We start from the raw sequence: 17,728 nt of genomic DNA, 5'->3' as shown, positions 1-17,728 counted from the left end.
CTCGAAGACCGCAAGCAACTCGGCTTCATGGTCATCATCTTCCTGCTGATCTTCTCGGCGCTGATCTACCTCACCAAGCGTTCGGTCTATGCCAAGGCCGGCGCCCACTAAGCGCCTCAGCCATGCAATCAGCGAAAGGCGGCCTTCAGGGTCGCCTTTTTTGTTGGTATCGAGCACGCCGTCTTGATAGTGTGCGCCGCGCCCAATCATAGCCTGAGAGCACATATTTACATGGACACTATCGCTTCGGAGCTTGCCGCCAGCATCCGCTCCATTCCGGATTATCCAAAACCCGGCATCATCTTCCGTGACATCACCACGATGCTCGGCAATGCCAAGGCATTTCGCCGTGCAGTCGACGCGCTGGTGCAGCCCTACGCCGGCACCAAGATCGACAAGGTCGCCGGCATGGAGGCACGCGGTTTCATTCTGGGCGGCGCGGTGGCGCATCAGTTGTCGGCCGGCTTCGTGCCGATCCGCAAGAAGGGCAAGCTGCCGCACGATATCGTGCGCATCGCCTATAGCCTGGAATATGGTGTCGATGAGATGGAGATGCATCGCGATGCGGTGAATCCCGGCGAGAAGGTGATCCTGGTCGACGACCTCATCGCTACCGGCGGCACCGCAGTGGGCGCCACCCAATTGCTGCGCCAGATCGGCGCCCAGGTCGTTGCCGCCTGCTTCGTCATCGACCTGCCGGATCTCGGTGGCCGCAAGAAGCTGGAAGCGCTCGATGTGCCGGTTCACACCCTGGTGGAATTCGCAGGGCATTGAAGAACAGCATGCCTTCACCTCCAAAAGGGGCGAAGGCTTTACTCGAATTCCAGCACGGTGCTTTCGAACCGCAACACTGCCGCGCCGTGCTGGTTGGCTCCATCGCAGAGGATGGTGTTGAGCGTCCAGCCGGGGCGTGACGCCAAGGGGCGGCTGGCAAGCAAGGTCACGCCGTAGGCGACGGTGTCGCCGGCAAAGACCGGGCGAAGCCATTGCAGCTTCTGGAACCCGGGAGAAGGGCCGAGATTTGGCGGTTTTTTGCCTTCGGCCTGGAGGCGCGCGGTTTCGCTTTTCCAATAGTCGACGAAGGTGCGCATCCAGACCGCGCAGGTATGCCAACCGGAGGCGCAGAGCCCACCGAACAATGTGTGTTTGGCCGCTTCCGCATCCATGTGGAAAATCTGCGGATCGAAGCGCGAGGCGAAACGGACGATATTTTCGGCGGTGAACGTATGGTTGCCGATCTCGGCGCGCGCACCGATCGGATAAAGCTCCGTCATCTTCATGCGGAAACCTCCATGGGTAAGCGCATGCGGATCATCGTCGCGTTTTCGCCGAGGCAAACGAGCTCGCCGCGTTGGTTTTCCACCTCATGACGGAATCGGACAATGCCGATGCCGGGGCGGGAACGCATGGCGCGGGATTCGAGCACGATCGACCGTCCCGAGAGCGTATCGCCTGCCAGAACCGGCTTCTTCCAGTCCATGAAGTCGATGCCCGGTGCGCCTTCGGCCTCGGTGTTCAGCAGATAACTGTCGGTCATCATGCGCATGAACATTGCCGAGGTGTGCCAGCCGGAGGCTGCGAGCCCGCCCAGGATGCTGGCGCGACCGGCAGCTTCGTCGAGATGCATCGGTTGCGGATCGAACTCGCGCGCAAACTCGACGATCTCTTCCGCGGTCACATGTTTCGGGCCGAGCGGAAACACTTGTTCGGGCTGAAAATCCTCATATGTCAATTTTGCCATATCCGTCACCAGTCTCTTCATTCCGTCCGTGCGCAATCGCATGCGAGGCGGCAATGGTGCAAGCATTTTCATGGCCGCTATGGGAAAAGAGGCGCGGCGAATGGTGTCGGCTGCCTCGCAGCCCTTGATTGTGTACCGGCGATATGATGAGGCTGGGCAACGATATCATCAGGCAGGAATGACATGAGCGATCTCAAGACCGCGCTGGAAGGCGCCGCCGGCGAGGGGATCATCTCCTCGGATCAGGCCACACGGCTTTTGCCTTATCTCGCCGAGCGAAATATCGGCGTCAAAGGGGCGACCATCAGGCACGATCTTTCGCAGCCTCGCGAGGACGACGTGGCGAACCCGCTGGAGGACAGCGAAGCGCCGCGTTTCATTCGTGGCTTCCATGACGTGCTAATCACCATCGGCATCATCGTCCTGCTTGTTGGCCTGTGGGGGCTCACCGGCTATTATGGTCCACTACCGGCCATCATCATCCTGGCCGAAATCCTGGTCCGCCGCCAACGTCTGGCGCTTCCCGCCGTCGTGTTGACGATCGCGTTGGTCCATTGGACCTTCTGGGTAGCCGTCATGCATTTCGGTACGCAAAATGCCGGCGGCCTGGGCCTCATGACCTCCTGGATGACGATTGCCTTGCCGTTCCCGCCGCTGCTTGCGCTCTTTTATTGGCGCTATCGCGTGCCCCTGTCACTGGCGATGCTGCTCTTCTCGCTGTTCACGCTATTGCTCGCCGCCGTTTTCTATCTGATCGGTCTTGCCACCGGCACATCGGATGTCGTGCTGAATTATCCGCTGCCGTCGCTCGGCATCATGTTTGCGGCCGCACTTGGGGCATTTGCCGTGGCGATGCGTTTCGATCTCAGCGATCCCAGCCGCAGGACGCGTCGCTCGGATGTGGCTTTCTGGCTGCATCTCGTCACGGCGCCGGCGCTGCTTTACACCGCGATCCTGCTGGCATTTCAGATTAGGGCCGGCAGCAGCGGCACATTTTTCGCTGCCACCGCCGAGTATGGCGGCTACGCGCAGGCGCTGATCATCGTCGCCATTGTGGTGATCATGATGCTGGTCGGTCTGATCATCGACAGACGTGCTTTCGTGACCGCAGGGCTGACGTCGCTAGGCGTCGCCATCGGGGCCATTCTCCGGCAGAACAATGCCGGGCTCGACAAGGTCAGCTTCATCGTGCTGATGATTGTCGGCCTGATCGTGCTGGTGATCGGTGTCGGCTGGCCACATCTGCGCCGCGCTGTCGTCCGGCTGCTGCCGGCATCCGTCCAGGGGAGGCTGCCGGCGCTCCGCTGAGGCCGGTAATCCTGTCTTACGTGTTGAAGCGGAAGTGGATGACGTCGCCGTCCTGGACGACGTATTCCTTGCCTTCGTCGCGCGCCTTGCCGGCTTCCTTGGCGCCCGTTTCACCGTTGAAGGCGATGTAGTCGTCATAGGCGATGGTGTTGGCGCGAATGAAGCCGCGTTCGAAGTCGGAATGGATGACGCCGGCGGCCTGCGGGGCCTTGGTGCCCCGTTCGATCGTCCAGGCGCGTGTTTCCTTCGGACCTACGGTGAAATAGGTAATGAGGTGCAGCAGCTTATAGCCGGCGCGGATCAGCCGGTCGAGGCCGGCTTCGTCTAGGCCGAGAGCGGAGAGGAATTCCTTGGATTCGTCTTCGGGGAGCTGCGCCACTTCCGCTTCGATGGCGGCGGAAATGATCACCACTTCGGAATTCTGTTCCTTCGCCATGGCGGCGACGGCGGCTGTGTGCTCGTTGCCGGTTGCGGCATCGGCCTCGGCGACGTTGCAGACATAGAGGACCGGGTGCGAGGTCAGAAGGTTCAAGCCCTTGAGGATGCGGATTTCCTCAGCGTCGAGCTTCGACAGCAGGGTGCGCACCGGCTTGCCTTCGTTCAGCAGTTGGAGCGAGGCATCCATGATCGGCAGCATCGCCATGGATTCCTTGTCCTTGCCGGTGGCGCGCTTGCGCGTCTGCTCGGTGCGGCGCTCCAGGCTTTCGAGGTCGGCGAGCATCAGCTCGGTCTCGATCGTCTCGGCGTCGGCGACCGGATTGATGCGGCCTTCGACGTGGGTGATGTCGCTGTCTTCGAAGCAGCGCAGCACATGAACGATGGCGTCGACTTCGCGGATATTGGCGAGGAACTGGTTGCCCAAGCCTTCGCCCTTCGACGCGCCGCGCACCAGACCGGCGATGTCGACGAAGGAGATACGCGTCGGGATCAGCTCTTTCGACTTGGCGACGTCGGCAAGCTTGCGCATGCGCGGATCGGGAACCGCCACTTCACCCGTGTTCGGCTCGATCGTGCAGAAGGGATAATTCGCCGCCTGCGCCGCCGCCGTTTTGGTGAGCGCATTGAAGAGAGTGGACTTGCCGACATTCGGCAATCCGACGATACCGCATTTGAAACCCATGGCACCTTGTCCATATCTTGAAAAACTTTGCTGTGCGTATGGGCGAAGGGCCGTTGCGGGTCAAGCCTTGCAGGGCGGATGCGCCGTTTTTCTGTAGAGAAGGGAAGCCGGAAGCGCCAGCGATAGGAGCTGTTCCTCACGATCGATTGATCTGCCGGTCCTACCGAAAACGTTGTTTTCCTTGAATGACTGGTTGCGGTGCAGTATAAATTTGCTATCAGCCACAAATCCTTTTTCCCTGTCATCAACGGTGAGCCCGATGAGTGACAATGATGTCGTCCTAAAACCGAAGACTAAGACGAAGCCGAAGCTCGATCGGCCGAAGCTTTACAAGATCATTCTCGTCAATGACGATTACACCCCGCGCGAATTCGTCATCATGGTGCTGAAGGCGGTCTTCCGTATGAGCGAGGAGACCGGTTATCGCGTCATGATGACCGCGCATAAGCTCGGCACCTGCGTTGTCATGGTCTGCGCCAGGGATATTGCCGAAACCAGGGCAAAGGAAGCGATCGATCTGGCGAAGAGCGCCGGTTTCCCGCTGATGTTCACCACGGAACCGGAAGAATAGGCTCGGGCAGAGCTATCAGCCTGCGGCAGGACGCCGGATCTGGAAACCGGTCTTGTCCTGCGTGAAGCCGCATTTGGCATAGAAGCGCAGCGTCGCCGGCTCCTTCGATCCTGTGAGCAGCATCACCTTATAGCAATTCTTCTCCCAGGCCGTTGCGATGGCCGTTTTGATCAGCGCCCGTGCGTGGCCACGCTGGCGATGGTCGGCATGGGTGACGACGTTTTCGATCAGCGCATAGGAAGCGCCACGACGCGTCAGGTTGGGGATGACGACCAGGGTGATGGAGGAAACCGCGAGGTTGCCTTCGAAGGCGACGAAGATCGTCATGCCCGGATGGGCTAAAATCGCCGCGAAGCGGTCCTCCGCAAAGCCCAAATCCATGTCGGGATCGTCGTGGTTGAGATGGCGGTAGAGAGCCAGCAGCGCTAGCAGGTCGCCGGTGGCGGCCGGACGGATTACAATGTCCGCGGCCCCGTCTCCTGCTGGCTCCGCCATTTCAATCGCCCTTCTTGCCGAACATTCTCTTCAGCATCTCGGCCATCGGGCCGCTCTCAGGCATCCGCGGCTGATTGTGACTGCGCGCCTGGTGGATGTGCGATTTGGCCACGGCCTTCTTTTCCGGCTTCGGCGCTTCTTCTTCCGCCTTGCCGCCGAGGGCCAGAGCGATCTTGTTCATGAGCTGCGAATCTTCGCCACGCACCAGCATGTCGGCATTGTCGGCGAGCGCGTCGAACAGCGGCTCCAGCCAGCTCCGGTCCGCCTTGGCGAAATCGCCGAGTACGTGATTGTGCACCAGCTCCTTGACGCCGGGATGACCGATGCCGAGACGCAGCCGCCGGTATTCGCGCCCGCAATGGGCGTCGATCGATTTGATGCCGTTATGGCCGCCATGGCCGCCGCCGGTCTTCAGCCGTGCCTTGCCGGCCACCAGATCGAGTTCGTCATAGATCACGACGAGATCGGAAGGCTCCAGCTTGTAGAAGCGCATGGCCTCGCCGACGGATTCACCCGAGAGATTCATGAAGGTCTGCGGCTTGATCAGCAGAACTTTCTGGCCCCCGAGTTCGCCTTCGGCAATCTCCGCCCTGAATTTCTTCGACCAGGGCGAAAAGCTGTGGCGGCGATGGATCGCGTCCACGGCCATGAAGCCGATATTGTGACGATTGCCCTGATATTTGGCGCCGGGATTGCCGAGACCCGCGATAAGAAGCATTGCGCTTCACCCCTTGGAAAATGCCGATGCCCTTCACGACAGCGAATTGGCGGCAAAGTCAAGGCAGCAACCGCGTCAGTTGCCGAGGTGCAGGCCGTACTTCAGGAATATCTGCTTCTGCGTGCCGTCGGCGATCAGCTTGTCCAGCGCGGCCTGCATCTTCTTCAGAAGATCGTTCGGGAAATCCTTGTGGCAGGCGATGCTCATCGGCTGTTCGGAGAGAACGGTGACCTTTTCAACGGCGTCTCCGTCCTGCTTCAGCTTGTCAAAATAGAATTCAGATATCGGCATCAGGTCGATACGGTCGCTCATAAGCTTTTTGAGTGTTGCCTTGAAGTCGGCGCCGATATCGATCCTTGCAAAATTGGCTTGCCGCAGCGTCGTCTCGGTATAATCGCCCCGCCATGTGCCGACGAGATACTTCCGCGCTTCGTCCAGCGTCGTGGCGGTGACGCTGGATCCGGTATGCTTGATCAGGACGTTGCGATCGACCAGCAGCGGCTCGACCCATTTGAACAGCTTGTCGCGCTCATTGTTGTGAGCGGCGACAAAGACGCAGGTCATCGGTGCCGTCAGTGCCTCATTATAGGCTCGCGCCCAGGGCAGCACCTCGATCGAATAGTCGACGCCGATGTCCGTCATTATCTTTTCCACCTGCTCGACAGTCGCGCCGACGGGAGTCTTGCCGTCGCGATAGTTGAAGGGCGGATATTCTTCCGTGGTAAAGTTGACGGTTGCGGCTTGCGCCCCGTGGAGGAGCGTGAGGGAGGACAGGCCGAAAAATACCAGGAGCAGCAGTTTTCGCATGTAGTTCCTCGTTTCTCTATGATGCTTGCGCCACAGGGGTAAGGTGATCAGCTCGCGGTCCCGCAAGCGCCTTCATCAGGTCGTTCGGATGCTGCGGCCGGTGGAACAGGTAGCCCTGACCGTAGTCGAGCCCCATGGCGCGCAGGGTAGCGCACTCTTCCTCGGTCTCGATGCCTTCTGCAATCACGGTGCAGTTCATCTTGTGCGACAAGGTCGTGATGCTTTCGACCAGCATACGGCTCTTGAGACTGACATCCGAGGCAATGTCGTTGATCGCGCGGATGAAGGATTGGTCGATCTTGATGATGTCGACCGGGAAGCGGTTGATGTAGCTCAGCGAAGAGTAGCCGGTGCCAAAGTCGTCGAGCGCGATGCGGCAGCCGTAGCGGCAGATCTCGTTGATGACCGTGCGTGTCTCCGGATTGTCGTCCATGAGCACGGCTTCGGTGATTTCGACGACGATGCGTTCGGGGCGGATATCGTAGCGGGACAGCAGGGCCGCGATGCGCATCGGCAGTCCGGACTCGAATTGCAGCGGCGAGAAATTGATGGCGAGATAGGTGTCCTGCATGCCGTCGAGGCGCGAGAGACGGGCAAAGTGGGAGATCGCCTTTTCCATGACGCGATTGCCGATGCGCACGATCGAGCCGGTCTCCTCGGCAACGTCGATGATCCGTGCCGGCGGCAGGATGCCCTTCTGCGGGTGATGCAGGCGCATCAGCGCTTCGAAGCCGGCGATGGAGCGATCATCGATATTGACGATCGGCTGAAGATGCGCCTCGAACCAGTCGTCGCTCAGGCCGCTTTCGATATGGCTTTCCAGCTCGGCGCGGCGGCGGGAATCGTCCAGCATGCTGTTGTCGAAGATCTGCGCGCCGTTCTTGCCGTCGCGCTTTTTCGCATACATCGCGATGTCGGATTTCAGCAGCAGTTCTGCGGCGTTGGCGGCATGACGCGGGTAGATGGCGATGCCGATGCTGGCGCTGAGGCGGGCGTCGCCACCGAAAGGCGTGTCGAAGACCTCCGCGATCCGGGCGGCCATGTCGATCGCTCTCTTCTCGGCATCTTCGGCGAGCAGCAGGATGGCGAATTCGTCGCCGCCGAGGCGGGCGGCAATATCACCCGGGACCAATCGCGACTGCATGCGCGAAACCAGCTCGCGGAGCGCTGCGTCACCGGCGGCATGGCCCATATTGTCGTTGATCCATTTGAAGCGGTCGAGATCGACGAAGAGGCAGGCGAGTTCGCGCTTGCGCAGATCCGCCTCGTTGATCTTGGCATCGAGCGCCGTTTCGAAACCCTGACGGTTCAAAAGGCCGGTCAGATGGTCGGTGATCGCCTGGCGGAGGTTGCGGTCTTCGGACTGCTTGAGGTCGGTGACGTCGGTCATGACCGAGAGCGAAACACCATCCTGGATCGCCGTGGTTTCGAGGATCAGCACGTCCATGATCCGGTCATCCCGGCACAGGAATTTAACCGTAACGTCGAGACGGGCGGCGCTGTCCAAACGGCTGCGTTTGCGTTCGGTATATTTCTCGCGCGATTCCGGCAGGACCAAGCTTGCGAATTTACGTCCCAGCACCTCGGAGCGGGCATAGCCGGTCGCGGCGAGCCAATAATCGCTGACGGCGGCGATGTAATCGTCCTTGTMGAGCGAAAAGAGCATGGCCGGCGTCAGGTTATAGGTGTCCGTTGCGCGGCGGTGGGCAAGCTTCAGTTCGGTTTCCTCACGCTCCAGCTTGCTCTGCATGTCGTTGAAGCTGCTGGCGAGGCGGCCCATTTCGTCGTTCGACTGCCAATCCACATGATGGCGCGAGCCGAGCCGCCGGGTCGCTTCGACGGCGTGGGTCAGCCGCATCAGCGGCTGGATGATGAAGATGCGGTTGCCGATGAGGGCCGCGCCAAAGACGGTCAGCACGGCGAAGATGAAGATCGAGATGAAAACGATCTCCTCATTCTTCAAGCCGTCGAAGAGGCCGAGCGCGGGGTAATAGACGGTAATGGTGCCGAGATTTTTCGGGCCGTCCACACCGTTGTAGATGATCGGGCGGGCGATGGACTCCAGCAGGCCCTTGTAGGACCTCGGGATGGTCGTCTGCGTAACATCGAGCTGGCCGGAGACGTCGCGGACATTGACCTTGACGATCGCACCCTCGGCGACCGTCGTCGCGCTGATCTGAGTGACGCTGTCTTCATCGAGGTCCCACAGCGGCTTTGCCAGCGCCTGGGCATTGGCGACGAGCAGGACGGAGATATGGTCTTTGATTTCCTTTTCGGCGCGTTCGGACGAAAGGAAGAGGAACAGCACGAAGAGCGGCGCGACGAAAACCAGCAGCGCGCCGCAGACGATCGCGAAAAACCTGTTTTCGACGGAATGACTCATAGTTCCGCTTGCTCCCCAGTCGTAGACCGGCTGATCTTGGGGTTGGCCGTTCTCTACAACTCTTTCGCGTAAACTTTCACGAATTTGTTAAATGTTGCTGAAAAACCGGGGAGTTAATGGATTTAAATCGAGTATTAATTTCAAAAACGAATAGATTTMTTTTTGCTTTTATTAGAAGTTATACATGAAAAACCCGCCATCCCCAGAGGGGAGGCGGGTCTGAATGCGTCACGATGAAGATGCCGATTAAGCGCCGGCTTCTTCTTCGCCAGCTTCTTCTTCTGCAAGACCGGCAGCCGGAGCGACGATCGTTGCGATCGTGAAGTCGCGGTCGGCGATGACCGGGGACACGCCCTTCGGCAGCGTAATATCCGAAATGTGGATGCTGGCGCCGCCCTTGTGACCGGACAGATCAACAGTGAAGAATTCGGGGATCGCATCGGCCGGGCAATGGACTTCGACTTCGTGGCGAACGATGTTCAGCACGCCGCCAGCCTTGAGGCCCGGGGACTTTTCATGGTTTTCGAAGTGAACCGGGATTTCAACGGTCACCTGGGTGTTGCCGGAGACGCGCAGGAAATCGACGTGGACCGTGAAGTCGCGGACCGGATCGAGCTGGTAGTCCTTCGGCAGAACCTTGATCTTCTTGCCGTCGACGTCGATCGTCGCGATCGTGGTGAGGAAACCACCGGCATGAATGCGCTTCGTCACCTCATTGGTGTTGAGAGCGATCGAAATAGGGGCCTGCTTGTCACCATAGATGACAGCGGGAATGAAACCGTTGCGGCGAAGTTCACGGGCGGACCCCTTACCAACCCGTTCGCGCGCCTCGGCCTTGAGCTCGTAGCTTTCGTGGCTCATGGCTATTCCTTTCGAGGTTATTTGGAGAGTTCATCCGTTCATCAGAACCGGTTGAACTGGAGGAGGGCAAGCCCTACCTCATCCGCGTTGCCTCCAAGGGTGTCTACGCGGACGCGTGGCGTATAATACAAAGATGCCGACGGTGCAAGCATCTCCGGAGAAAGCGCATCTGTGATGACAATGCAACTCATGATAAAGAGCCGACGATGCTATTTCTATCAATGGCTTGACATATACGTTCGGCCTCTTCAACAGTCGACTCCAATCGATCAGCGTCAAAGGGAGAGGTCGGGTATGGGCCCCAAGGCTATCGCCGCCGCCGCAGTTTTTTCCATCGGTCTCGCTGGCGTTTCGCAGGCGGCTGAAGTCAACGAGCAGGGCGCAAAGGAACTGCGCGGTATCCTGACGCATTCGCTCTCGCGGGATCTCGCCCGCAGCGGTTTTGTCGCCGTCAAACCGGCCGGCGATCAGTATGAGATTACCTACGATCTCGCGAAATTCTTCGACAAGGTCAATTCCAGCGCGCTTTCCGTTACCGGCCTGAAGCCGCTGTCGCTGTTCGCGCAGCCGCTGGATCAAGGCAGATGGCATCTGAAGGGCGACAACAGCATCGACGTCTCGGTTCATTCGCCGGCGTCGGACATAACCTATTCGGTCGCATCCAGCTCGCTTGACGGCATTTTCGACCCGTCGATCGAGATGATGCGGTCGATCGATGTGAAGAGCAACGGTGCCAAGTTTTCCAGCATCGGCAGCGGTAAAAATAGCGGGCGCAAGGTGGATGCCACCATCGACAGCGCGTCCTTCAGCCATGCGGTGACCGACAGCAGCGAGACCGGCAAGGTGGACCTGCAATCGCAGGGCATGCTGCAGCATCTCAACGAGCAGATCACGGCACCCGGCGCGCCATCCGTCGGCCTGAGCGCCGATAGCGTCGATGTCAAAGTGACCGCAACGAGCTTGCCGGCGAAGGAGTTGCGTGAGCTCATCCGCTTCTTCGTCCAGCATGTGAAGGCAAAACAGTTATCGGAGAGCGGCAGCGAAAAGTTCGAGGAGCTGGTGCGCCGCGCCTTGCCGGGATTCGGTTCGCTGAACGAGACGGTGACGCTGAACAACGCAGAGGTATCGACCGACAAAGGGAAGGTCGGCCTCAAGACGTTGGACTACAGTTTCAAGATGGATGGTCTGACAAAGGCCTCCAACATCAATTTCGGCTTGCGGGCGGAGCATTTCACACCGGATGCCGGCCTTATTCCGCCGGCCTACGCGCCTTTCCTGCCGGAAACGGTCGATGTGCAGCTCGGAATTCCCAACGTCAATTTCGAAGGGATCATCGACACGGTTCTGGACGCAGTGTCGACGCGTGCAACGCCGGTTTCCGGCGAAGCATTGAAGCGCACCATGTTCCCGAGCGGTTACGGGACCCTCGAATTCCCGAGGATCAGCGCGGCTTCCGGCGTCTATGACCTCGAGGTCTCCGGCGCGTTGAAGGGCTCCACGAAGCACCATCCAAGCTATTCGCTGCAGGCGACGGTCCTCGCGCGCAATTTCGACAAGACGGTTGCTGCCATTCAGGATGCAGCAAAGACGGACCCGCAACTGAACGGCGTTTCCTTCAGCCTGATGGCCGCCAAGGGCTTTGCCAAGACCGATCCGGATGGCCGCCTGCGCTGGGATGTCACGATGGACGAAAACCGGACCGTCACGGTGAACGGGCAGGTGATGAAGGGGCTTTGAGGCCACGTCCAGCTTGGGCGCCAGCGCGCATGCACCGTCATCATTCAATTGAGAATCACGTTTAGGGTTTTCCCGCTTTCAAATTGTTTTTCCTAGTATCACGGGGGTGAATTATGCGTTTTAGAACAGTTGCCGCTGCCGCGGCTTTTGCCGTCGGCTTGGCCGGCGCCTCGCAGGCGGCTGACGTCAATGAGCAGGGGGCCAAGGACCTGCTCGGCAACCTGACGCATTTCCTGCCCGACGATCTCGTTAAAAGCGGCTTTGTGACTGTGACGCCGGCGAGCGGTCACTACGAAATCACCTATGACCTGCAGAAGCTCTTCGACAAATTGAATATCAGCGGTTTCGACGTTGCGGGGCTCAAGCCGCTGATGGCCCTTGCCACGCCGCAGGACGGCGGCCTTTGGAACATCGAGGGGAACAATGCGATCGACGTCACGGCCCGTTCGAAGCCCGGCAGCAGCCCGGATGTCGCGCTCCGTTATGCGGTGGCATCATCCAGTTTCTCCGGCGTCTTCGACCCTGCCATCCACTATGTTCGTTCGATGGACGTGAAGGGCAACGGCATTACGCTTGCCACCAAGACCACCGACACCAACGGTGTCGAGAACAACGATATCACGATCGATGGTATCAACTACGCGCTCTCCTCATCCAGCAGCGGCGAGCCGGATAAGCTCGACCTTCAGATGATGGGGGGCCTGCAATCCTTCCACGATAAGGTTTCTTCCGATGACGCAACTTTGGGCGAATTCAAGATCGGAGCGATCGATTTCAGGGCCAATGCGACCAAGCTGCCGCTTAAGGCGCTGAACGAGATCTTGCGCTTCGTTTCCGACCACAAGGACACGAAAACCCTGTCTGACAGCGAAAGTGCGGCGCTCAAGGCATTGCTGCGGAACGCGATGCCGCTGGTCGGCTCGCTTGAAGAGTCTGTCTCCGCCAAGGATATTTCCGTGACGACTCCGCTCGGCAACGGCGGACTGCAGCAGATGGGCTACTCGTTCAAGATCGCGGGGCCGGCTAATGCGATGAATGCCGATTTCGGCATGCGGGCCGAGAAGCTTACCCTGGCCTCCGGCCTGGTGCCTCAGGATTATGTCGCCTTCATTCCCGATGCCGCCGAACTGCAGATGCAGTTCCCCAACCTGAATTTTTCCGCCCTGATGGATGTTCTGCAGCAGACCGATTTCAACAATTCTGCGGGAACGGCATCCATGGATGAAAAGTTGCAGCAGGCGATGTTCCCGGACGGAACGATGACGATCAATTTCCCGAAAATCAGTGCGGTCTCAGGCCTCTATGACATCCAGGCTTCCGGCAGCATGCGCGGCTGGTTGAACGACAAGGATCGTGTCTCCATGACGATGACGGTGCTTGCGCGCGATCTCGACAAGACCATCGCAGCCGTCCAAGACGCGGCGAAAACGGAGCCGGACCTCAGCCAATTGTCCTTCGGCCTGATGATGGCCAAGGGGTTTGCAAAGACCGATCCCGACGGGCGCGCGCGTTGGGACGTCAGCATCGCCGACGACGAGTCCATAACGATCAACGGGCAAGCCATCAAATAAGCCGCCCAAATTTCAGAATGCCACTATGTTTGTCTTGAAGCCGCTGGCCCAACGCTCGATTTCGCTTTTGTGGGCCGGTCAGGTTTTGGCGGCGACCGGATCCGAGTTCTACATGGTCGCCGTCGTCTGGATTGCGGCGGATTTCATCGGCCGTGATGCGGGTTACGTTTCCGCCTTGCAATCGGGGGCGCTTCTCTTCGGCAGCCTGTTCGGTGGCATTCTAACGGATCGCTGGCGGCACAGCACGACGATGATCTCGGCCGACGTGCTGCGTACGCTTCTATTGCTGGTGCTATCCGTCACCGGCCTCATGCATTTCATGAGCTTGCCATTGTTGATGGTGCTCGCCGGGTGCATTGCCTTGCTGACGGCCGCCTTCGATCCGTCGCTCCAGGCAACGTTGCCCACCATCGCGGTCGATCCCGATATTCGTCATGCGACCAATGGATTGTTCGACGCGACGAGGCGCATGGCCCGTATCCTCGGGCCGAGCATGATTGCGCTGGTCAACGGCTTCCTGCCGAAATCGCAGTTCTTCACGGTGACGGCGGCGACTTTCCTGCTTTCGGCTCTCGCGGTGTGGCTGGCCGTCGCCAAATTGCCGTCCGCGCCGCGGCGTCGCGATTTCTCGGGAACGGCGGCGGTGATCGACGGCGTGTTGGGCGGCTGGCGGATGGCGCGGGGCCATGCCGCCATACTCTATGGGCTGTTTACGAACCTGATGGGGAATATCGCCTGGGCGATGGGCATTTTGCTCGGAATGCTGCTGCACCTGCGTGAGACCAGCGCCGATCCCTTGACGGATTACAGTCTGATGATGACGGCTTACGGCGTTGGCAATCTGACGACCAATTTGATCCTCAGCAGTGTCAAACCGCGTCGACCGGTGGTGTGGATCATTGCGGCGAAGCTTATTTTTGGCGCCGGCGTCTTTCTGCTGCCGCTGATGCATGACCGGATATGGCTGATGGTCGTCGCATCTCTCGCCGCCATCAATGGCCCGTTCGAGAACCTCGCCATGCTGCACCTGATGCAGACGCGCAGCGAGCCGCATCGATTGGCGCAGGTCTATCGCTTGCTGATGTGCGCGATCTTCCTCGGCCTTTTCCTGGCCTATCTCATGTCGCCCAGCCTATTTGCCTGGTTCGGCATCGGCCCATCGATTATGGGTGCCGGTGCGGCGGTCTTTGTCTCCGGGCTTATTGGCATAGGATTGCTCGCCTGGAGGCAAAGCCATCCAGTCGATGCGAAACCCGCATGAGAAAATCCGGTGGCCTTTAGTCGAACAGGCTCGAAACCGATTCTTCCTGGCTGGTACGATTAATGGCTTCGCCGATAAGGCTTGCAGTGGTGATGACGCGGATATTGGGCGCCGATTGCACGGCGGTMGTCGGCTGAATGGAATCAGTGATCACCAGTTCCTTCAGTTTCGAGTTTGCCACGCGGGTCACGGCGCCGCCGGAGAGAACGCCGTGGGTGATATAGGCGGTGACGCTTGCCGCGCCTTGTGCGAGCAGGGCATCGGCTGCGTTGCAGAGCGTGCCGCCGGAATCGACGATATCGTCGATCAGGATGCAATCCTTGCCGGCCACTTCGCCGATGATGTTCATCACTTCGGATTCGCCCGGGCGGTCGCGGCGTTTGTCCACGATCGCCAACAGACAGTCGAGGCGTTTAGCGAGCGCACGGGCGCGCACGACACCGCCGACGTCAGGGGAGACAACCATGACATTGCTGATGTCGTAATTGGCCTTGATGTCACGGGTCAGCACCGGAATCGCATAGAGATTGTCGGTCGGGATATCGAAGAAGCCCTGGATCTGGCCTGCGTGCAGGTCGAGGGTGAGAACGCGGTCGGCGCCTGCCTCGGTGATCAGATTGGCTACCAGCTTGGCCGAGATCGGCGTGCGCCCCGAGGCGCGGCGATCCTGGCGGGCATAGCCGAAATAGGGGATGACTGCCGTTATGCGCCGCGCCGACGAGCGGCGCATCGCATCGATCATGATCAGCAGTTCCATGAGATGATCGTTGGTCGGAAACGAGGTCGGCTGGACGACGAAAACATCCTCGCCACGCACGTTTTCCTGAATTTCAACGAAAATTTCCTGGTCCGCGAAACGCCGGACACTGGCCTTTCCCAAGGGAACGTTGAGATAATTGCAGATCGCTTCGGCGAGATGCCGGTTCGAATTCCCTGCGAAAACCTTCATTGTGGCCCGCCTATTACCAACCTGATAGCCGCGCTTTTAACCGCCTTGCTCTCGAATGCAAGGGGCTAGAGTGCGATAGCTTTCATATTTCTGAAAAGCTTGTGGCTATCCACGGCGAGAGTCGCGCCAAGAATTGAATTCCGACATGGTTTCAGTGGCGATTTTTTGCATGACGGAGGGCGGGATGGCGGCCCACGGATCGCCACGCTTCAGCGGCGCGCTTTCCGATCCCTGGATTCGGTGCAGGCGGGCACCACTGTTGTCGAGAACGTCCCAGACATAGGTCACGGAAATCTGCGGCCCGTCCTGGAAGGCCGAGAGATAGCCCTTCAGGATAAAGCTCGCGCTGGAATCGCTGGAGCTCTTGATCGTCAGGCCGAGCGCGCGGGCCTCTGCGCCAAGCTGACGCGACAGCGGTGTTACTGCCTCAACCGGGGCGCCGATGATCGGCAGGAAGCGGACGCTGTTTCTATCCGTCGCTGCGGCAGGGGGACGGGAGGCTTGCTGTTGTTGCTGTTGTTCAGGCTGCTGATCGTCCTGCTGGTCTTCAGCCGCTTGTTGCCGCTGCGGCTGTGGCTGAGGATCATCGGAGAGGCGGCGGTCGGCCTCGCGCTGCTCGTCGGTTTCCGAAGCCTGCGAATCCTGTGACTGGATGGAGGCGGTCCGCGAGCCGTCGAGCGGGCGGGAGGCATAGGGATTGCGGCCGCCGCTTCTCAGCGCAGCCGCCTGATCGTCGAGCGAGCCACCGCCGCCATAGTTTTGCGACTGATATCCCTGCTGCTGATAGCCCTGCCGCTGATAGCTGTAGCTGTCCTGCGCGGTTTCATAGTTCTGCTGGCGTTGCGGCGCGGCGGCCATGCGCTCGACATCGCGCTGGGTGACGGGGCTGGAGCCGGCATCGCCGATCGTCTCGGGCGGGGTCAGGGCATCCGTCGTGTTGCAGGCGGCGAGCGCGAAGCAGAAGCCAACGGAAACAAACGTTGTCCTGACCAGTCCCATTTACGCGATCCCTTCCTTAGACGGTCACCCCGTTCAGGATCGCTATTTTAAGCCGCTAACGGTTAAGAAATTCGAGCTGGTGACGCGACAAAGATTTTGGAGCCTGAGAGGTCGTCAGGTAGGTCTGGCCGAGCGTCATCGCGGTGCCGGTGTCGGAGTCCATGATGATCATGTGGATGAAGAGCGACATGCCTTCTTCGATCTCCTGCGGATTGCCGATATGGAACATCTGGTGCTCCATCCAGGAGGGCGAGAAGCGGGCGCCGAGCGAGTAGCCGCAGGCATTCAGCCTGTGGCGGGCAAGGCCGCGCTCGTCCATGATCTTGGCATGCATATCGAAGACGTCGCCGAAGGTATGGCCAGGCTTCAGCACCGTTTCGATCGCCTGAATGGTCTCGAGGCAGGCATTGTAGAGTTCGCGGTGGCGGTGCGTGGGGTCGCCAATGACGACCGTGCGCATCATGGCGGCGTGGTAATGGGCATAGGTGCCAGCCCATTCGAGGGTCAACTGGTCATGGGCATCCAGCTTGCGGCGGCCGGCCTTGTAGCGGCAGAGCAGGGCCTCTGCGCCGGAGCCGATGATGAATTCATTGGCGGGATAATCGCCGCCGCCTGAAAAAATCGCGCCCTGCATGGCGGCGAGAATGTCGGCCTCATCGGCGCCGGGCTTGATCAAGGCAAGCGCTGCGTCCAGCGCATCATCGGCGAGCGCGGCGGCGCGCTCGACATAGGCAATTTCCGTCGGGCTTTTGACGAGGCGCAGCCGGCTGACGAGGTAGGAGGCGTCGATGATCTGGCCGAAGGTGGAAATCTGGTTGTCAAGCAAGCGCGCCACGCGGCCAGTCATGCCATGGGTGTCGTATTCGACGCCGATGCGGCTGCCGAGGAGATCGAGCTCGACCAGCAATTCCTTGAGATCGAGCGTCGGATCGGCGTTGACGCGATCAACCCAGATGCGGATGTCGGAAATGACCGATGTGAGCTGTGCCTGGCGAAGGTCGGCCGAGCGGGTCAGCAGCACCATCGTGCCGTCAGCCTTGACCACCAGCGTCTGGAAGAAGCAGTAGCCAAAGGTGTCGTAGCCGGTCAGCCAGTACATGCTTTCCTGCGCGAAGAGCAGCATGGCGTCGAGTTTTTCCTCCTGCATTTTTGCAAGAAGGCGGGCTAGGCGGGCGTCGAATTCGCTGCGCTCGAAATGCAGGGCCAT

Annotated in this window: 18 protein-coding genes; 7 read left to right on the top strand and 11 right to left on the bottom strand. The window is 59.7% G+C overall.

Annotated features, from left to right (window positions below):
* Positions 1–111, top strand: a 111-nt coding sequence (locus tag QD357_RS05110; RefSeq protein WP_414124095.1) for a cytochrome c1, incomplete at its 5' end; no start/stop codon positions are given.
* 120 nt (positions 112–231) lie between these two features.
* On the top strand, positions 232–774 hold the full coding sequence (locus tag QD357_RS05105) for an adenine phosphoribosyltransferase (RefSeq protein WP_107108663.1): 543 nt from the start codon (positions 232–234) through the stop codon (positions 772–774).
* Between the two features lie 38 nt (positions 775–812).
* On the opposite strand, the gene QD357_RS05100 is transcribed toward QD357_RS05105, so the two are convergent.
* Complete coding sequence (locus QD357_RS05100) at positions 813–1,280, bottom strand: MaoC family dehydratase (protein ID WP_107108662.1); 468 nt, start codon at positions 1,278–1,280, stop codon at positions 813–815.
* Entirely contained in the window at positions 1,277–1,741 is a 465-nt protein-coding gene (locus tag QD357_RS05095; protein WP_107108847.1) for a MaoC family dehydratase, read from the bottom strand. The genes QD357_RS05100 and QD357_RS05095 overlap by 4 nt, the downstream gene beginning before the upstream one ends.
* A gap of 183 nt (positions 1,742–1,924) precedes the next feature.
* On the opposite strand from QD357_RS05095, the gene QD357_RS05090 reads away from it, so the two are divergent.
* The gene (locus tag QD357_RS05090) at positions 1,925–3,049 is read left to right on the top strand and encodes a hypothetical protein (protein ID WP_107108661.1); all 1,125 of its coding nucleotides are present in this window, start codon (positions 1,925–1,927) and stop codon (positions 3,047–3,049) included.
* Positions 3,050–3,065: 16 nt separating this feature from the next.
* Here QD357_RS05090 and ychF read toward each other — a convergent pair whose 3' ends face one another.
* Entirely contained in the window at positions 3,066–4,169 is a 1,104-nt protein-coding gene (gene ychF, locus QD357_RS05085; protein ID WP_107108660.1) for a redox-regulated ATPase YchF, read from the bottom strand.
* Positions 4,170–4,428: 259 nt separating this feature from the next.
* Here ychF and clpS point away from each other — a divergent pair, with 259 nt between their 5' ends.
* A complete protein-coding gene (gene clpS, locus QD357_RS05080) occupies positions 4,429–4,740 on the top strand; it encodes an ATP-dependent Clp protease adapter ClpS (RefSeq protein WP_107108659.1) in 312 nt (103 codons plus the stop codon).
* A 15-nt stretch (positions 4,741–4,755) separates the two neighbouring features.
* Here clpS and QD357_RS05075 read toward each other — a convergent pair whose 3' ends face one another.
* From QD357_RS05075 to QD357_RS05055, 5 genes are all read right to left on the bottom strand, one after another.
* Positions 4,756–5,235 (bottom strand): GNAT family N-acetyltransferase, encoded by a 480-nt coding sequence (locus tag QD357_RS05075; RefSeq protein WP_107108658.1) that lies wholly within the window; start codon positions 5,233–5,235, stop codon positions 4,756–4,758.
* 1 nt (position 5,236) lies between these two features.
* On the bottom strand, positions 5,237–5,953 hold the full coding sequence (gene pth, locus QD357_RS05070) for an aminoacyl-tRNA hydrolase (RefSeq protein WP_107108657.1): 717 nt from the start codon (positions 5,951–5,953) through the stop codon (positions 5,237–5,239).
* A 75-nt stretch (positions 5,954–6,028) separates the two neighbouring features.
* The gene (locus QD357_RS05065; RefSeq protein WP_107108656.1) at positions 6,029–6,760 is read right to left on the bottom strand and encodes a substrate-binding periplasmic protein; all 732 of its coding nucleotides are present in this window, start codon (positions 6,758–6,760) and stop codon (positions 6,029–6,031) included.
* A 16-nt stretch (positions 6,761–6,776) separates the two neighbouring features.
* A complete protein-coding gene (locus tag QD357_RS05060) occupies positions 6,777–9,143 on the bottom strand; it encodes an EAL domain-containing protein (protein ID WP_414124089.1) in 2,367 nt (788 codons plus the stop codon).
* Between the two features lie 246 nt (positions 9,144–9,389).
* On the bottom strand, positions 9,390–10,004 hold the full coding sequence (locus tag QD357_RS05055; protein WP_107108654.1) for a 50S ribosomal protein L25/general stress protein Ctc: 615 nt from the start codon (positions 10,002–10,004) through the stop codon (positions 9,390–9,392).
* A gap of 294 nt (positions 10,005–10,298) precedes the next feature.
* Between QD357_RS05055 and QD357_RS05050 the strand changes: the two genes are divergently transcribed.
* The 3 genes from QD357_RS05050 (at position 10,299) to QD357_RS05040 (ending at position 14,573) form a co-directional block, all read left to right on the top strand.
* Positions 10,299–11,741, top strand: coding sequence for a hypothetical protein (locus tag QD357_RS05050; RefSeq protein WP_107108653.1), 1,443 nt, complete (start codon positions 10,299–10,301; stop codon positions 11,739–11,741).
* 113 nt (positions 11,742–11,854) lie between these two features.
* The gene (locus QD357_RS05045; protein WP_107108652.1) at positions 11,855–13,312 is read left to right on the top strand and encodes a hypothetical protein; all 1,458 of its coding nucleotides are present in this window, start codon (positions 11,855–11,857) and stop codon (positions 13,310–13,312) included.
* A 25-nt stretch (positions 13,313–13,337) separates the two neighbouring features.
* Complete coding sequence (locus tag QD357_RS05040) at positions 13,338–14,573, top strand: MFS transporter (protein ID WP_107108651.1); 1,236 nt, start codon at positions 13,338–13,340, stop codon at positions 14,571–14,573.
* 16 nt (positions 14,574–14,589) lie between these two features.
* On the opposite strand, the gene QD357_RS05035 is transcribed toward QD357_RS05040, so the two are convergent.
* The 3 genes from QD357_RS05035 to QD357_RS05025 all read right to left on the bottom strand — a co-directional run bounded on the left by QD357_RS05035 (position 14,590) and on the right by QD357_RS05025 (position 17,728).
* On the bottom strand, positions 14,590–15,522 hold the full coding sequence (locus QD357_RS05035) for a ribose-phosphate pyrophosphokinase (RefSeq protein WP_028751659.1): 933 nt from the start codon (positions 15,520–15,522) through the stop codon (positions 14,590–14,592).
* Positions 15,523–15,627: 105 nt separating this feature from the next.
* The gene (locus tag QD357_RS05030; RefSeq protein ID WP_107108650.1) at positions 15,628–16,521 is read right to left on the bottom strand and encodes a hypothetical protein; all 894 of its coding nucleotides are present in this window, start codon (positions 16,519–16,521) and stop codon (positions 15,628–15,630) included.
* 55 nt (positions 16,522–16,576) lie between these two features.
* Complete coding sequence (locus QD357_RS05025) at positions 16,577–17,728, bottom strand: M24 family metallopeptidase (protein ID WP_107108649.1); 1,152 nt, start codon at positions 17,726–17,728, stop codon at positions 16,577–16,579.

This window comes from Rhizobium sp. BR 317, from assembly GCF_047445835.1.
In the GTDB taxonomy this organism is placed as follows: Bacteria; Pseudomonadota; Alphaproteobacteria; order Rhizobiales; family Rhizobiaceae; genus Rhizobium; species Rhizobium paranaense.
This window is presented reverse-complemented; position numbering and strand designations above follow the sequence as displayed.

Excerpts from the sequence above, each read along its gene's own strand:
- QD357_RS05105 (WP_107108663.1), top strand. The coding sequence starts at position 232 with ATGGACACTATCGCTTCGGAGCTTGCCGCCAGCATCCGCTCCATTCCG.
- QD357_RS05100 (WP_107108662.1), bottom strand. The coding sequence starts at position 1,280 with ATGAAGATGACGGAGCTTTATCCGATCGGTGCGCGCGCCGAGATCGGC.
- QD357_RS05095 (WP_107108847.1), bottom strand. The coding sequence starts at position 1,741 with ATGGCAAAATTGACATATGAGGATTTTCAGCCCGAACAAGTGTTTCCG.
- QD357_RS05090 (WP_107108661.1), top strand. The coding sequence starts at position 1,925 with ATGAGCGATCTCAAGACCGCGCTGGAAGGCGCCGCCGGCGAGGGGATC.
- ychF (WP_107108660.1), bottom strand. The coding sequence starts at position 4,169 with ATGGGTTTCAAATGCGGTATCGTCGGATTGCCGAATGTCGGCAAGTCC.
- clpS (WP_107108659.1), top strand. The coding sequence starts at position 4,429 with ATGAGTGACAATGATGTCGTCCTAAAACCGAAGACTAAGACGAAGCCG.
- QD357_RS05075 (WP_107108658.1), bottom strand. The coding sequence starts at position 5,235 with ATGGCGGAGCCAGCAGGAGACGGGGCCGCGGACATTGTAATCCGTCCG.
- pth (WP_107108657.1), bottom strand. The coding sequence starts at position 5,953 with ATGCTTCTTATCGCGGGTCTCGGCAATCCCGGCGCCAAATATCAGGGC.
- QD357_RS05065 (WP_107108656.1), bottom strand. The coding sequence starts at position 6,760 with ATGCGAAAACTGCTGCTCCTGGTATTTTTCGGCCTGTCCTCCCTCACG.
- QD357_RS05055 (WP_107108654.1), bottom strand. The coding sequence starts at position 10,004 with ATGAGCCACGAAAGCTACGAGCTCAAGGCCGAGGCGCGCGAACGGGTT.
- QD357_RS05050 (WP_107108653.1), top strand. The coding sequence starts at position 10,299 with ATGGGCCCCAAGGCTATCGCCGCCGCCGCAGTTTTTTCCATCGGTCTC.
- QD357_RS05045 (WP_107108652.1), top strand. The coding sequence starts at position 11,855 with ATGCGTTTTAGAACAGTTGCCGCTGCCGCGGCTTTTGCCGTCGGCTTG.
- QD357_RS05040 (WP_107108651.1), top strand. The coding sequence starts at position 13,338 with ATGTTTGTCTTGAAGCCGCTGGCCCAACGCTCGATTTCGCTTTTGTGG.
- QD357_RS05030 (WP_107108650.1), bottom strand. The coding sequence starts at position 16,521 with ATGGGACTGGTCAGGACAACGTTTGTTTCCGTTGGCTTCTGCTTCGCG.
- QD357_RS05025 (WP_107108649.1), bottom strand. The coding sequence starts at position 17,728 with ATGGCCCTGCATTTCGAGCGCAGCGAATTCGACGCCCGCCTAGCCCGC.